Below are 14811 nucleotides of genomic sequence, written 5' to 3' on the forward strand. Positions count from 1 at the left end.
GTCTGTAATACTAACGCGAGTGCGGCACAGCGTCAAAACCGTGCGCGCCTCATGCCTCACACCGCTCACACCGACTGCGTTGCCACCCCCGCCGCCTCAAAGCTGGCCATCTCGCGCAACACGGCACAAGCCGATTGCAACAGCGGCCAGGCCAGGGCCGCGCCCGAGCCTTCGCCCAGGCGCAGGCCCAGGTCGAGCAGCGGTTGGGGCTGTTGGCCAGGCAGCAAGTGCGCCAGCATATGCGCGTGGCCGGGCTCGGCCGAGCCGTGGGCGAACACGCAGCGCTGCAGCACGTGGGGCTGCAGGCGGGCAGCCACCAGCACGGCGGCGCTGGTGATGAAGCCATCGACCACGATCACACGGCGCTCTGACGCAGCCTGCAGCACGGCGCCCACCAGCGTGGCCACCTCGAAGCCGCCCAGCGCGGCCAGTGCGTCGAGCGGGTTGACCGCGCCTTCATTGGCCGCCAGCGCCTGCGCCAGTATGGCGCGTTTGCGGGCCACCCCGGTCGCGTCCAGGCCGGTGCCAGCGCCAGTGCAGTCCTGCAGCGACACGCCGCACAGGCGCGACAGCAACAGCGACGCCACCGAGGTGTTGCCAATGCCCATTTCTCCCAGCAGCAGCGCGTTGCCGGGCAAACCACGCACCACATCCATGCCGTTTTCCAGCGCCTGGGCACATTGCGCGGCCGTCATGGCGGGGCCGGTGGACGCGTCTTGCGTTCCCGCTGCCACCTTGCGCACCAGCAGCTGGGGCTGGCCAGGCACGGCAGCGCGCGGCGCAAAGTCGCGCGCCACGCCGCAGTCCACCACGGTGAGCGCCAGGCCGTGCTGGCGCGCCAGCACGCTCACGGCGGCGCCGCCGGCGAGGAAGTTTTCGACCATCTGCCAGGTCACGTCGCTGGGGAAAGCCGAGACGCCGCGCGCGGCCAGGCCGTGGTCGCCGGCGAAGACGACCATTTGCGGCTGCTCCAGCCGGGGCGAGTCGGTGCCCAGAATCTGTCCGATGCGCAGCGCAAGCGGCTCCAGGCGACCCAGCGAGCCCAGGGGCTTGGTCTTGTGGTCCAGCTTGTGCTGCAGGGCCTGGGTGAGCTGCGGGTCGGCGATGTCGGCAAGAAGAGGCAGTGGGGCGGTCATGGTGTGGTTCAACTTTCAAGAAGGGTTGGGCGCGGTCTTTACGTACGGGACTGCGCGTCGTGTGATGGTGGTGGTGCGGCGGGCAAGCCCCGTGCACCGACGCAGCTTTATGCGGGGGTGGTCTGGCGACTGCGCTGCGCTGCCGCCTGGTCGCGCTGCAGGTGGGCGATGAGCGGCTGCTGGTCGTCGCGCTGGCCCCATTGCTCGAAGTACACGAGGTCTTCCATGGGCAGGCGCGGCAGCCATCCGGCGGTTTCCAGCTCGGGCTTGTCGTAGAAGTGGCTCACGTAGCCCACGCACAGGTAGGCGATGGGGGTGATGCCCTTGGGAATGCCCAGCGCCTCTTGCAGGTCGGCCTGGTGGAAGATGCTGACCCAGCCCACGCCCAACCCTTCGGCGCGCGCAGCCAGCCACAGGTTTTGCACGGCGCAGACGCTGCTGTACAGGTCCATGGTCTTCATGTGGGTGCGCCCCACCACCACCGGGCCGGTGCGCTCGCGGTCGCAGGTGATGCAGATACCGATGGGCGACTCCACGATGCCTTCGAGCTTGAGCTTTTGGTACACGGCGCGCCTGTCGCCCGCGAACATGCCCGCGGCCTCGGCGTGGGCCTTGGCGAAGGCGTCGTGCACGCGGCGCTTGGTCTCGGGCGACTGCACCACAAGAAAGTTCCAGGGCTGCATGAAGCCTACCGAGGGCGCGTGGTGCGCGGCGGTGAGGATGCGGCTCAGAACCTCATCAGGCACGGGCGTGGGCAAAAACTGCCCGCGCACATCGCGGCGTGAAAAGATGGCGTGGTAGATGGCGTCGCGCGCTTCTTGCGTGAAGGCGTGCGCGCTGGGCGTGGCTTGCGCCACTGCGCTGGTATTCATGGCAGTCCCCTGTGCGTGAATAGTGGCAGCGCTGCCCGGCCTTGCAGCGCCAAAAATGGCTCAGGCCGGTCTTCTGGCTTGGAGTCGTCTGCCTTGGCACACCTTCCCGGCTTGGCAGCCAGTGGCACACGTGGGGGGCATCGTCCTTACAGCGTTGGGCACGCGGCGGATTTGCACCGCCTTCCCGATTCTCCCGATGCTATTGAAGCATCGGGCACCTGAGGGGCGGGATGATAGCAGCCGCCCTGTTCGCAACGCTTACGCGATCAGCGCGTCCAGCACGCCCGGGTCGAAGTGCCGGGCCACGCCATCGGCCAGGCCGTCGAACACGGTCTCCAGCGTGGGCGCCTGGGCGCCAAACAGGGCGTGCAGCACGGCGGCATCCTCGAACAGGCCGTGCAGGTACACGCCCAGCACATTGCCCGCCGGGTTCTGCCAGGCGATGCCGGGCATGACCTCGCGTGCCACGTCGCCCTTGGCTGCCATGGCGGGGTGCTGGGCCGTCTGGCCGTGGTGGATTTCGTAGCCGCAGGCAGCCACGCCCGAGAGCGGCGCCCAGGCGCCCGCCAGCGGGCCAAACTGCGCAGCCGTGCGCCGCACGGTCTTGGCGGGCTCGAACACGGTGACCAGCGGCAGCAGGCCCAGGCCGGGGCCGTTGCCGTCGATGCCCTCGGGGTCGATCAGCGCCTCGCCCAGCATCTGCAGGCCACCGCACACGCCCAGCACGGTGCCGCCCTGCCCCGCGTGCGCGGCGATGGACTGGTCCAGCCCCTGCGCGCGCAGCCAGGCCAGATCGGCGGCTGTGGCCTTGGAGCCCGGCAGCACAATCCAGTCGTTGGGCCGCAGCCCCGCCACGTCGGCCGGGCTGCGCACCCACTGCAGGCGCAGGCCGGGCACGTTCTTGAGCGGCTGGTATTCATCGAGGTTGCTGATGCGCGGGTAGGCAACTACGGCCACCGTGGTGTGCACGGCACCGGCGGTCAGCGTGCGGTCGTCAAAGACGCCGTCTTCTTCGGGCAGGCCGTGCTGCCACCACATCGGTATGGTGGCCACGGTAGGCACGCCGGTCAGCGCTTGCAGCATTTGCGGCGCGGGCGCCAGTAAGGCAGCATCGCCCCGAAACTTGTTGAGCACAAAGCCTGCAATCAGCGCACGCTCGTCTTCGGGCAGCAGCGCCCAGGTGCCGTAGAGGTGGGCGAAGGCACCACCCCGGTCGATGTCGGTCACCAGCAGGCAACGCGCCTGCGCATGGCGCGCCACGCGCATGTTGACGATGTCGCTGGCGTGCAGATTGATCTCGGCAGGCGAACCCGCGCCTTCGATCACCACCACGTCGTTTTCGGCGCGCAGCGCATCGAGCGCTGTCGCGATCTGCGGCCAAACCTTTTCACTGCGGCCGCGCCAGGGCATGGCTGTCAGCTCTGCGCTTACCTGGCCCATCAACACCACCTGGCTGTGCGTGTCGGCCTCGGGCTTGAGCAGCAGCGGGTTCATGCGCACATCAGGCACAGCGCGCGCGGCCAGGGCCTGGAAGTACTGCGCACTGCCGATCTCACCCCAAGCGCTCATGGCGCCTGCTCCCTCGCCTTCGCCCCCAACGCCCTCGACCACACGCGCGTTGTTGCTCATGTTCTGCGCCTTGAAGGGCGCCACCTTGAGGCCCTGACGGGCGTAGTGACGGCACAGCGCGGTGGTGAGCCAGCTTTTGCCAGCGCCGCTGGTGGTGCCCAGCACCATGACGCAGCGGGCCAGGGGGCGCCCCAGAAAAGTCGTTGTCATGCCATGTCTTTCTGATGGGGAAGGGTCACCTGAATCCCGCGCCACGCGGCAGCCAGGGCGTCCTGCGAAGCAGGTGGCAGCACACCCAGGCGCACCACGCCAGGCAAGCCGAACGAGGTGCAATCGCGCAGCTTGATGCCAGCGCTGCGCAAGCCGGGGAGTATTTGCAAAAAGGCTTTTGACTGGGCGAAGCCATCGGGTCGTGCGCAAAAGTAGTTGGCCAGGCTGCCCGGCTGCACCTGCCAACCCATGTCGGCACACAGCCCATGCTGGCGGGCTTTCCAGTCGCGCAGTCGACCAAGGCTGTGCAAAAGCCACTGCTGCACCGCGGGCTGCATCCACGCATGCAGCAAAGCCACCCCATGTGCCCCCACGGGCCACGAGGGAGCCATGGCGTTCAAAACATCGACCCGCTCATCGGCATCTGCTGGCGCCACCGCATAGGCCGCACGCACGCCCGTCAGCCCCATGGCCTTGTTAGGCGTCCACAGCTGCCAGCAGGCCGATGGCAGGTGCGGCGATGGCGATCCAGCCCAGGCACCCTCCTCGTCCAGCCGCAGTGGTGCATAAGCGCAGTCGAGCACGCGCAGCGCAGCGACGGTGCTGCCGTCCTGCCATGTGCGCACCGCAGGATCTGCCCGACCCAGCGGACTGGATGGCTCGCACGCCCATTGCAAACCCGCCGCAGCACCACCTCCCCGCACAACATCGAGCCCGCGCACTTGCGCAGCCTGGGCATAGTCGCCATAGCTGTGCGGCGGCACTGCCACCTGCACCGCGCCTTGCTGTGCGGCCAGGGCGGTCATGCGGTGAATGAACTCGCTGGCACTGGCCGCCAGCACGATGCGCGCCGGGGTCACGCCATGAAAAGCACCCAAACCCTCGCGCAGCGCCGTGTAGGCCGGGTCGGGGTAGCGCGTGGCATCGGCCGACTGCACGGCGTGCAGTGCCTCGGGGCACGGGCCACAAGCGTTGCTGTTGGTCGAGAAATCAAACACCGGAACGCCCGCAGCATCCGGCCCACCGTGCAATGGCACGGGCGTGGAGAAACAACTTGGGGAGGTCATGCGTGCGCCCAGGCAACCCCCACCAGCACCAGCAGTTGCAGGCCCGCCACCACGGGCACCATCGCCAGCACCACCTGCGTGCCCAGGCGCGCGGCACGCCGCGTATCCAGAGGCCCCGCCCTGCGGCCCTTGCTGTGCAGCGTGTACACACCGGGCTTGGCCAGGCGCACGTTCAACGCCAGCGCCATGGCCGCCATGGGCCAGCCGCTGTTGGGGGATGGCGTCTTGCGCGCCTGGCGGGCCAGCGTGGAAAACGGCAGGCCCCTGGCGACCACCGCCAGCAACAGGGCGGTGATGCGGGCTGGCACCCACGACAGCACGTCGTCCGCCCGCGCCGCCCACTTGCCCGCCCATTGCCAGTAGCGCCCGCCGCGCATGCCGGGGTAGCCCCACATGGCATCGGCCGTATTGGCAAAGCGGTACAGCGCAGCGCCCGGCAGGCCCAGCAGCGCAAACCAAAAGAGCGGCGCCACCACGGAATCATTCAGGTTCTCGGCCAGCGACTCGATGGCCGATTCGCGCACCTGTACGGCGGTGAGCGCGCTTACATCACGGCTCACCAGCCGGGCCAGTTGCGCGCGCCCGGCGGGCAGCGACTGACCCAGCGCCACCTCCACCGCCAGCACCTCGTCGTGCAACATGCGCCAGGCCAGCAGCGGCTTGAGCAGCAACGCCAGCAAGGCAGCCGCCACAAAGCCGTGCAGCATCAGCACCAGATGTTGTGCCCCCCAAGCCACTACCAAAACAATAGCTGCCAGTGCAAGCCAGACAAGCGCTGAGCGCCAAAAAGCCTTCAAATCGTCAGCGACGGGGGCCGTGGGCGCCAGCCGGTCGCCCCACCACTGCAGCGCCCGCCCCATCCAGACCACAGGGTGCCAGGCGGCGGGTGGCTCACCCAACCACCAGTCCACCGCCAGCGCCAGCAGCGGCACGCCGATCCACACCGCCAATTGGGGCCAGCCCCCTGCGGGTGTGAGCAATAAAAGCCAGTGGTCGGACACGGCAGCCTGACTAGTCCTCAATGCCGCGCTGCGCGGGAATGCCCGCCTTGAACGCGTGCTTGACCATCTGCATTTCGGTCACGGTGTCGGCCAGTTCGATGATCTCGGGCGGGCAGCGGCGGCCGGTGAGGCACACATGCACGTCCTTGGGCCGCTCGCGCAGGGTCTGCATCACGCCGTCCAGCGGCAGCCAGCCGTAGATCAGCGGGTAGGTGATCTCATCGAGCACCACCAGAAAGTGCTCGCCCGACAGGATGGCGGCGCGCGCCTTCTCCCAGCCGTCGCGCGCCAGCTGGGCTGAGTGCTCCAGGTCTTTGCTTTTCCAGCTGAAGCCGTCGCCCAGCCCCTCGATGGGCAGGCCAATCTGCTCGAACATGCGGTGCTCTCCAAAGCGTGCGGTGGGCACCTTCATGAACTGGAAAATCTTCACGGCCTTGCCCCGGCCGTGCGCGCGCAGCGCCAGGCCAAAGGCGGCCGTGCTTTTGCCCTTGCCGTCGCCGGTGTTGACGATGATGAGGCCACGGCGTTCGCCTTCGGGTTTTTCGTAGCGCTTCTCGGTGGGAGGTGTTTCAATTTCCATGGCGTTCATTCTTTCAGAGTGGTAAGGCGTCACATCGCGGCCAATTGCGACGGTGGGGACAGGGAAGATGGGCGACGGGCCTGCCAGGCAGCGCCAGCGAGCACCACAAGGGCCATGGCCAGCAGCGCCACGATGCCCGCCATGCGCTCCAGCAATGTGGTTTCGGTCACCGCGGCTTCATGCTCGGGCTGGCGCTCCAGCAGCACGCCCATCGTGGGCACCGCGGGCGCGTCGGGTGGAGTGTTGGCCTGGGGCGGTGGTGCAGGCAGATCGGCGGATGGGGGCACAGGCTGCGCCAACGCAGCTGCGGGCGACTGCGGCGCCGCCACGGCCATACCGGTCGGCACAGAAGCGGTGCCCTGCGCGGCCTGCTCCACCCAGCGGCGCACGCTGGGCAGCTCGGCCGCCAGCGGCGCGGCGCGCGTCAGCTCCTGGTACATCTGCGCGAGCTGTTTTTGCGTGTCGGTATCGGCCTGCCAATAGCCCTGGCGCTGCGCCTGCACCAGGCGCTCCAGCGACTGGGCGTAGGCCTGTGGATGTTCCTTGAGCCATTCGGGCAGGCCCAGCTGGTGCTTGTCGCGCACCAGCACGTCGTAAAAGCTCTGCCAGTGGTCACTGCGCACCGTGTCGGGTGCCACGGCCTGCCAGCCCCAGGCGAACTGCACAGCCTTGAGCACCTGCAGCGTGCCCGAATAGCCCTCGGCCTTCTGCGCCTGCAGCCAGCCGGGGTGCAGGTAGCGCGACTGCATCTCCAGCGCGATGGCGCGCTGTGCCGTCTCGGTGGTGGGCTCGGCCACGTCCTGCAGCTGTGCCACGTGCAGCTCCAGCCCCTGCGGCCGGCCGGCCACGCGGGCGGCGGCCGAGAGGCCGCCCAGGTACTGGAACGGGTCGTCCGAACTGACCATGGCGTACAGGTGCGAGCTGCGCGAGAGGATGGCTGCATCGGTCCGGCGCAGGTGGGCACCGAGGGCCTGCGCAGCCCTCGCACCCGCCACGCCTGTCACGGGTTCGCCGTCCAGATACGGCTGGCTCATGCGTTCGAGGAACATCTGGCCCAGACGCGCATCGTTGGTTTGCAGGCCATCGCTCTGCGCCGCGTCCGACAGGCCAGTGCCGTAGTCGCCCACCGCATTGCCGAACGACCGCACGCGTGCCAGTTGCTCTGCCTGTGCGCGGGGCACGCCTTGCTTGCGCAGCTCCTGGCCGATCTGCTCGGTATTGCGTGCGATCACGTTGCCGGGCTCGGCCGTGGCGGCCTGGGCCACGGCGCGGTCCAGCAGCGCCATGAGCGCGGGGAACTGGTCGCGGTACGAGCCGGTGATGCTCATGAGCACATCGACGCGCGGGCGCTTGAGTTCATCGGCGGGAATGGTTTCCACGCGCACCGGGCGGCCGGCATCGTCCCACACCGGACGCATGCCCAAGGCCACCAGCGCCTGTGCTTCCATGATGCCCTGGTGGCGCAGCGTCTCGCCCGCCCACAGCGACAGCGCCATGCGCTGCGGCGCCTGGCCGCCGTGGCGCGCCTGGTAGTCCTTGAACCAGTCGTTGAACAGCGTCTGGGCCACGGCATAGGCCTGGCGCGTGGGCAGGCGGCTCGGGTCCAGCCCCGTGAGGTTGCGGCCCGTGGGCAGACTGTCGGGGTTGCGGATGGGGTCGCCACCGTAGGCAGCGGGCAGGTAGCGGCCCTCCAGCGCGGCCAGCAGGCCGGGCAGCTCGCCCTCGGTGGCGAGCAGGCGCTCCAGCTCTTGCGCGCGCCGGGCCAGCTGCAGCAACGCGGGGGTGTCGATCGGCTGGCGCGCTGCGCGGTTGGGCACATGGTCTTCGGCGCGCACCACGTCGGATGCCGCCTGCGCCGGCAGCGCGGGGCGCAGGTCGAGCACACTCGCAGCCTCGGCGTCCTTCAATGCCACCTCCAGCCAGCGCGCGGGGCGCGCGGTCCGCACCGCATCGTGCTGGATGAGAAAGGCTTCGTCGATGTCCTCGCCCAGCGCCTCGATCAGCGGCTTGCGCAGCGCCTGCAGGATGGTTTCGCGCCGCTGCTCGGGCGCGGGCACGCGGCCGAACACAGCCAGGCCCTTGGGTTGCGAGCTTTGCGCGAGCTGGTCCAGGTAGGGGTGCAGGATTTCGAGGAAGCCGTGGAAATCGGCCGCGATGCGCTCGGCGCTCCAGCCCAGGTCGCGGTGCAGCTGGTGCTCCACGAACTGCGCCACCAGCTGCTTTTCGAGCGCGCGGCGCGTGGGGCCTTCGTCCACGGTTTCCCATTCGTGCATCACCTCGTGCATGTGGGCCATGCGCGCCGCAAAGCCGGCCGGCGCAAACACCGGCGTGCGGTGACTCACCAGCACGGCGCGGCCCCGGCGCTTGGCCGTGAGGGCCTCGCCCAGGTTGTCCACGATGTAGGGGTAGACCACGGGCAGGTCACCGAGCGGCAGCAGCGCGTCGTCGTGCACATCCAGCGCACGCGCCTTGCCACCCGCCCATTCCTGCGTGCCGTGGGTGCCAAAGTGGATCAGCGCGTCGGCCTCCAGCTGCGCCCACAGGTACACGGCCAGGTAGTGGTGCGACAGCGGCGCCTTGGATTTGTGCATGAAGGGGTTCTGGCCCAGGCGCAGGGTTTCCTCGCGCGGCGGCTGGGGCAGCACGGCCAGCTGGCCCACCTGCAGGCGCGGGATCGCAAACACTTTTTCGCCCTGCCAATCGACCACGTAACGGCTTTTTGCGGGTGCGCCCCAGTGCGCGTTCATGCGCTCGCGCACGGCCTTTGGCAAGGTGGCCAGGTGCTGCTCATAACGCGCCAGTGGCAGCGCGGCGGCCTGGCCGCTTTGCAGCAGCGCGCGCACATCGGCGCCGGGGTAGTAGGCAGCGAGCAGCGGCTTGAGCCCATCAATCCAGCCCTGCTCGGGCACGCGCTGCGTGCGGTAACCCGCCTGGGCCAGGCCGCTGGACACCTGCTCCAGACTGCGCGGCACGTTGAGAAACGAGGCGCCAAAGTTGGTGCCGCCCGGCGGGTAGTTGTAGACCATGGCCACCAGGCGCTTGTCGGCGGCAGGCTTGGTCTGCAGCGCGATCAGGCGCCGCGCCTTGGCGGCCACGGCCTGCGCCTGGCGCTCAATGAGTCGAAATTCTTGCCCCTCGGCACCGTGGGCGGCCACCAGGACCGGGTCGATGGCGCCGGCCGCTTCGGGCTGCGCCAGGTAAAACGGCACGTCGGACAGCGACAGGCCCGTGTCGCTGGCCTCCCACGCCGCCGCATCGCCCGCACGGTAAGGCTGCGTGCTCAGCAGGGGCACGCCCCAGCGCGCCAGCAGCGGCTGCAGTGCGGCGGCCTGGGGCACGAGCTGGTGCAGCACCAGGGCCGAGGCATGCAGGCGGCCCGGGCCGGTGCCGCTCTCGGGGGTCAGCTCCAGCACCTCGGCCAGCGTCTGCGCCGTGACCTGCTGGCCAAAGGCGGCATAGGCGAACAGGCCCTGCTGGCGGAAGGTGCGCAGCCAGGCGTCGAGCCATCCGGTGCTGCCATCCACAAAATGGTGGCGGTGCACCAGCACGGCCACGGCGGGCAGGCTGCGCAGCGCGGGCTGGCCCTGGCGCCATGCCTCCAGCGCTGAGGCATGGGGCAACAGGCGGGGGGCGTCGGGGTGGTAGATGCCACGGGCGGGCAGGATCTCGGGCGCGGGCAAGGCGGGCATGGCAACACCCGCCACGGTGGCACGCGCCAGGGCGATGGCGCTCTGCAGGTTGCGCGGGCCGCCGGCCTGCAGGTAAGCCGCCATGCGGGCTGGCGCTTCGAGCGCAGCCATGTCGGTTGCGGGCACTCCGGCGGGCACCCAGACCAGGCGGCCGGGGGAACGTGTCGCATGGGCATCGAGCTGCGCCCCTGCCATGCGGCGCAGGCGTGCCTCCACGCTGGCATGCGGCGCGTCTACCCACACCAGCGCAGCGCCCGCCAGCGCGCGCTGCAGCTTCCGGGCATCCGCCGCATCCAGCACCGCCGGGCCCGCGAGCGGGTAGTCGATGTGCGCAAAGCCCAGGCCCGCCTCGGTGGCCAGGCGCTGCACCATCGCCGTGCGCGTGGCGGTGGTGATATCGGAGGTGAGCCACAGCAACACGGGCGCAGCCTTATCGGCGCGATCGGCTGTGCCAGCCTGGACGGCATGCACCTGCGGCGCAGCCAGCAGCAGGCACCACAATGCCGCGCGCAAGATGAGCGCGTTCATGGCTGGGCGGATGGTCCACCGGCCGCTTCAGGGGCTGACACAGCGCGCGTTTCAGGGATGTAGACGATGTTGCCGTCTTCGAGCTGGTAGGCCACGCCCGCACGCACGCCCTGCCCTTGCGCTGCGCTGCCAGCGCCCTTGAAGCGCACTTCCTTGCCCTGCTCGCGCACCACCACTTCCATGTCGGGCTGACCCGCGTTGCGGATGATGGTGACGCTTTCGTTGGCGCTGGTCTGGCTCTGCACGGCCACGGCCGTGAGCAGCGCCACCACCAGCACCAGGAACACGTCCACCAGGTTCACGGCGGACAGCATCGGGTCGTCGTCGTCCTCGGCCAGGACACTCAGGTGCTTCAACGTCATTGCGCCACCCCGCGCTCCTTGCGCACCACCAGCAGCTCCGCCAGCAGCCAGCGACGGCGCACCGAGTACACCACCAGCCCCACCGACGCGGCAGCCAGCGCCAGCACCACGCCGGCAAAGGCGCCGCTGAACACGGCCAGGGCCTGCTGCCCGTTGCCCGCCGCCACGCTTTGCAGCGCGGGGCCCAGCGGGATCATCGTGGCGATCAGCCCCAGCATGGGCGAGAGGCGGCTGAGCAGGCGCACGGGCTCCACCTGGCGCACCAGTTGCAGCTCCAACTCCTCCATCGACAGATGGGGCGCCGCACCCAGCGAGCGGTACTGTGGCTGGCGCCAGCGTTGCCAGGCCTCCATGAGCGTAGCGCCGCCCACCCACAGCGCGTAGACAAACGCCAGCCCCACCAGCACCAGCACGGGCCACAACAACGACTGCGCAACCTGCGAAAAACCCGATTCGATGTTCATGCGTCTATTTCCCTGGTCTTGTTGTGACGGTGTATCGATGGCAGCGCCATCCACATGCCATCGAGATGCCGCACATGGATGCGGTGGTCAAACACCTGCTCCAGCGCAGCGTGGGTGTCGGGTGCGCCGCAGGCGCCCTGGTGCAGCACGCGGCCTGCCGCCATCACCACCATGTCGTCGGCCTGCAGCGCGAGCGACACCTCGTGCAGTACGCTGACCACCGTGCCGCCCGCATCGACCAGCGCGCGCATGGTGTGCAGCCAATCGGTCTGATGGGGTGGATCGAGGTTGGCCAGGGGCTCGTCCATCAGCAGCACCTGCGCCTGCACGGCCAGGGCGCGGGCCAGCAGCACGCGCTGGCGCTCACCGCCCGACAGCTGCGACAGCGGCCTGTGGCGCCAGTCCCAGGCCTGCGTGGTGCGCAGCGCCTGCTCGACGGCGGCATGGTCGGCCGCGCTGGGCGAGGCCAGCCAGGCCTGGTGCGGCAGGCGGCCCAGCATGGCCACGTCGTAGCTGGAGAGGTCGTCGGCCGAGCCTTCGTTCTGCCCCAGCCAGGCGAGTTGCCGGGCACGTTCGCGTGCGGGGATCTGCGCCAGTGGCCGCCCGAGCAACTGCACCTCGCCCTGCACCGAAGCGCCGGGTAACAGGCCCGCCAGCACCTTCAGCAGCGTGGACTTGCCGGCGCCATTGGGCCCGACGATGCTGGTCCAGCGCCCGGCGGGCAGTTGCAGGTCAACGCCCTGCAATATCAAATGATTTCCGATGCTGGCGCTTATCTGGCAAGCGCTGATAGCTATTGAATTCATAGTGCACCACCTTGCGATGTGCGCCGGTGCATAAGCCACAGCAGGTAGGTACCGCCCAGGGCCGCCGTGAGCACGCCCACCGGCAGCTCCTGCGGCGCCAGCAGCCAGCGTGCCAGGATGTCGGCCGCCAGCAGCAGCACCGCGCCCATCAGGCTGGAGAGCACGATGTGCCGCTCGTGCGTCACGCGCACGATGGACCGCACCAGGTGCGGCGCCGCCAGCCCCACAAAAGCAATCAACCCGGTCTGCGCCACGGCCGTGCCCGTGGCCAGCGCCATGGCCGCCACCAGCCCGGCGCGCATGGGCGCGAGCGGCAGACCCAGGCTGGCGGCGGTGGCCTCGCCCAGCGTCAGGCCGTCGAGCGCGCGGGCCAGCATCCATGCCACCACCGAACACACAACAAAGGCCCCTGCCATCAGCACGCAGGCCATCCAGCCGACAAAAGCCGTGCTGCCCAGCGTGAAGGCCTGCATGGCCTGCAGGATGTCGGGCGAGGCCAGCTCCACCAGGTCGCGCAGGGCGCTCAGCACCACACCCACGATCACGCCCGCCAGCAGCAGGCGCAGCGTGTGTTGCACGCCTTTGGCCAACAGCAGCGTAAGAACCACGGCGCCCGCCGCACCCAGAAATGCCATGCCCGTGATGCCAATGCGCGCCAGCCACTGCGCCGCCACCGGCGACACACCAAACAGGGCCATGGCCACCGCCCCGCCCAGCGCCGCGCCCGAAGCGCTGCCCAGCAGGTACGGGTCGGCCAGCGGGTTGCGAAACAGCCCCTGCGCCACCGCGCCCGACAGGCCCAGCAGCGCGCCCGCCAGCCAGGCGCCCAGTGTGCGCGGCAAGCGGATGTCCCACACGATCTGCCAGGCCACCGGGTCGCCGTGCATGCGCAGCACGCTGTCGAAACCCGTGCTGCCCACGCTGGCGCCACACACGGCCAGCACAGCGCTGGCCAGCAACAGACAGGCACCACACCAGGTGGCTCGGCGGCTGGCCGAGCCCGATGGCAGAGTTACGGCGAGATCGGTCATGGCGCTTTGTCCGCCAGGCAGCGCGCCATGATGCGGGCGGCCTCGGCCATGCGCGGGCCGGGGCGTACCACCACGTCGGAATCGCCGGGGCCAAACACGCACAGCCGGTTCTCACGGATGGCGCGCATGCTGGCCCAGCCCGGGTACGGCACCATGGCCTGCATGCTGCGGTTGCCGATCATGATGATGTCGGGGTTGGCGCGCACCACAAACTCGGGGTTCAGACGGGGAAAAGGCCCGAGCGATGCGGGCACCACATTGCGCACCCCCAGCCGTGCCAGGGACTCGCCGATGAACGACGATTCGCCCGCCGCATAGGGCCCGCGGCTCACCTCGAAGTACACGCGCGCATTTTTGGCCTTGGGTGGCAGCGACTGCGCCGCCGCCTGCACACCCGCATCGATCACGCGCCAGAGGCGGTCGGAGCCCTGCGCGCGGGGCACGCCCAGTAAATCGCTCACAACGCCCAGCACGCGGCGCACGTCGGCATGCGTCTTGGGCTCCAGCGCCACGACGGTGAGACCCAACGCCTCCAGCCGGTCGCTGGCGCGTGAGCTGACGGACAACAGCACCACATCGGGCTTGAGGGCCACGATGGCCTCGATGCTCGGGTCCAGCCCGCCGCCCACCTTAGGCAGCTTGCCCACCACCGCGTCGGGCCAGTTGGAATAGCGGTCCACCCCAACGAGACGGTGGCACTGCTCCAATTCACACACGCTTTCGGTCAGCGAGGGCAGCAGGCTCACGATGCGCTGGGGCGAACGCGGCAGCACCACCGCGCGGCCCCGGTCATCCGTGATTTGCACCGGCTGCGCCTGCGCCAGCCCGGCCATGAGCAAGCCCAGAGCAATAAGGATCGCAATCACCCACAGGATGCGGCGCACGGGGGTCGGTTTCATGAACAGGTTTCTTTCAAAGTCAACGGCAGCCCCGCTGCCATGAGGGTGACGCGGGGGCACACCTGGGCCACCTGCTGGTTCAGGGTGCCCAGGGCATCGACAAAGGCGCGCACCTCTCGCCCGAGCGGGATGACCCCCAGGCCGATTTCGTTGCCCACCAGAACCACGGGGCCTGTGGATTGCCGAACTGCTTCCAAAAACATAGCTGCTTGCGCTTTCCAGTCAAGCGCAAGAGCCTGTTTTTGCTCGAAATTCATGCCTTCGGCACCCACAGGCATCGTCCAGTGGGTGAGCCACAGCGTAAGGCAGTCCACTACCACCAGGGTGTGCGCCGTGCTCAGGCGCGCCACGGCAGCAGCCAGATCGCGCGGCTCTTCCACGGTTTGCAGGCCGGGCACACGCAGGGCACGGTCGCGCTGGTGGCGGGCGATGCGCTCGCGCATTTCGTCGTCCCATGCTTCCCCCGTGGCGATGAGCACGGCGCGGTGCTCGCCCGATTGCGCCAGCCAGTCGCGCGCCAGCAGCTCGGCGCGGCGCGACTTGCCGCTTTTCTGGCCACCCAGGATGAGTTCGGTGGTGATGGCTGCGTGCGGCATG

General features: G+C 69.3%; 13 protein-coding genes and 1 riboswitch. All 13 genes read right to left on the reverse strand.

Translation table 11 applies throughout. The features are described 5' to 3' along the window. Nucleotides 1-65: 65 nt before the first annotated feature. The 13 genes from cobT to B7Y64_RS06645 all read right to left on the reverse strand — a co-directional run bounded on the left by cobT (nt 66) and on the right by B7Y64_RS06645 (nt 14810). Complete coding sequence (cobT, locus tag B7Y64_RS06585) at nt 66-1136, reverse strand: nicotinate-nucleotide--dimethylbenzimidazole phosphoribosyltransferase (RefSeq protein ID WP_291323837.1); 1071 nt, start codon at nt 1134-1136, stop codon at nt 66-68. A gap of 107 nt (nt 1137-1243) precedes the next feature. Next, nucleotides 1244-2008: a 5,6-dimethylbenzimidazole synthase gene (bluB, locus tag B7Y64_RS06590; RefSeq protein ID WP_291323838.1), complete on the reverse strand. Its 765-nt coding sequence runs from the start codon at nt 2006-2008 to the stop codon at nt 1244-1246. Nucleotides 2009-2053: 45 nt separating this feature from the next. Then, nucleotides 2054-2245: riboswitch (cobalamin riboswitch) on the reverse strand. Between the two features lie 21 nt (nt 2246-2266). Next, nucleotides 2267-3745 carry a cobyric acid synthase gene (locus tag B7Y64_RS06595; protein WP_291323870.1) on the reverse strand — a complete coding sequence of 493 codons (1479 nt, stop codon included), beginning with the start codon at nt 3743-3745 and terminating at the stop codon, nt 2267-2269. A gap of 38 nt (nt 3746-3783) precedes the next feature. Continuing rightward, nucleotides 3784-4854, reverse strand: a complete 1071-nt coding sequence (locus B7Y64_RS06600; protein ID WP_291323839.1) for an aminotransferase class I/II-fold pyridoxal phosphate-dependent enzyme — start codon at nt 4852-4854, stop codon at nt 3784-3786. Continuing rightward, entirely contained in the window at nt 4851-5834 is a 984-nt protein-coding gene (cbiB, locus tag B7Y64_RS06605; RefSeq protein ID WP_291323871.1) for an adenosylcobinamide-phosphate synthase CbiB, read from the reverse strand. The genes B7Y64_RS06600 and cbiB overlap by 4 nt, the downstream gene beginning before the upstream one ends. A 31-nt stretch (nt 5835-5865) precedes the next feature. Next, nucleotides 5866-6435: a cob(I)yrinic acid a,c-diamide adenosyltransferase gene (gene cobO, locus B7Y64_RS06610; protein ID WP_291323840.1), complete on the reverse strand. Its 570-nt coding sequence runs from the start codon at nt 6433-6435 to the stop codon at nt 5866-5868. A gap of 29 nt (nt 6436-6464) precedes the next feature. Beyond that, nucleotides 6465-10652 carry a cobaltochelatase subunit CobN gene (gene cobN / locus B7Y64_RS06615; RefSeq protein WP_291328569.1) on the reverse strand — a complete coding sequence of 1396 codons (4188 nt, stop codon included), beginning with the start codon at nt 10650-10652 and terminating at the stop codon, nt 6465-6467. Beyond that, a complete protein-coding gene (locus B7Y64_RS06620) occupies nt 10649-11014 on the reverse strand; it encodes a DUF2149 domain-containing protein (RefSeq protein ID WP_291323842.1) in 366 nt (121 codons plus the stop codon). The genes cobN and B7Y64_RS06620 overlap by 4 nt, the downstream gene beginning before the upstream one ends. Continuing rightward, entirely contained in the window at nt 11011-11478 is a 468-nt protein-coding gene (locus B7Y64_RS06625; RefSeq protein WP_111866892.1) for a hypothetical protein, read from the reverse strand. The genes B7Y64_RS06620 and B7Y64_RS06625 overlap by 4 nt, the downstream gene beginning before the upstream one ends. Beyond that, nucleotides 11475-12284, reverse strand: a complete 810-nt coding sequence (locus B7Y64_RS06630) for an ABC transporter ATP-binding protein (RefSeq protein WP_291323843.1) — start codon at nt 12282-12284, stop codon at nt 11475-11477. Before B7Y64_RS06630 ends, B7Y64_RS06625 begins: the two co-directional genes overlap by 4 nt. Further along, nucleotides 12281-13315, reverse strand: coding sequence for an iron ABC transporter permease (locus B7Y64_RS06635; RefSeq protein ID WP_291323844.1), 1035 nt, complete (start codon nt 13313-13315; stop codon nt 12281-12283). The genes B7Y64_RS06630 and B7Y64_RS06635 overlap by 4 nt, the downstream gene beginning before the upstream one ends. Next, nucleotides 13312-14214, reverse strand: coding sequence for an ABC transporter substrate-binding protein (locus B7Y64_RS06640; protein WP_291323845.1), 903 nt, complete (start codon nt 14212-14214; stop codon nt 13312-13314). Before B7Y64_RS06640 ends, B7Y64_RS06635 begins: the two co-directional genes overlap by 4 nt. After that, complete coding sequence (locus B7Y64_RS06645) at nt 14211-14810, reverse strand: bifunctional adenosylcobinamide kinase/adenosylcobinamide-phosphate guanylyltransferase (protein WP_291323872.1); 600 nt, start codon at nt 14808-14810, stop codon at nt 14211-14213. Before B7Y64_RS06645 ends, B7Y64_RS06640 begins: the two co-directional genes overlap by 4 nt. Nucleotide 14811 lies beyond the last annotated feature (1 nt).

The sequence above is a fragment of the Acidovorax sp. 35-64-16 genome (assembly GCF_002281195.1).
Lineage (GTDB): Bacteria > Pseudomonadota > Gammaproteobacteria > Burkholderiales > Burkholderiaceae_C > Acidovorax > Acidovorax defluvii.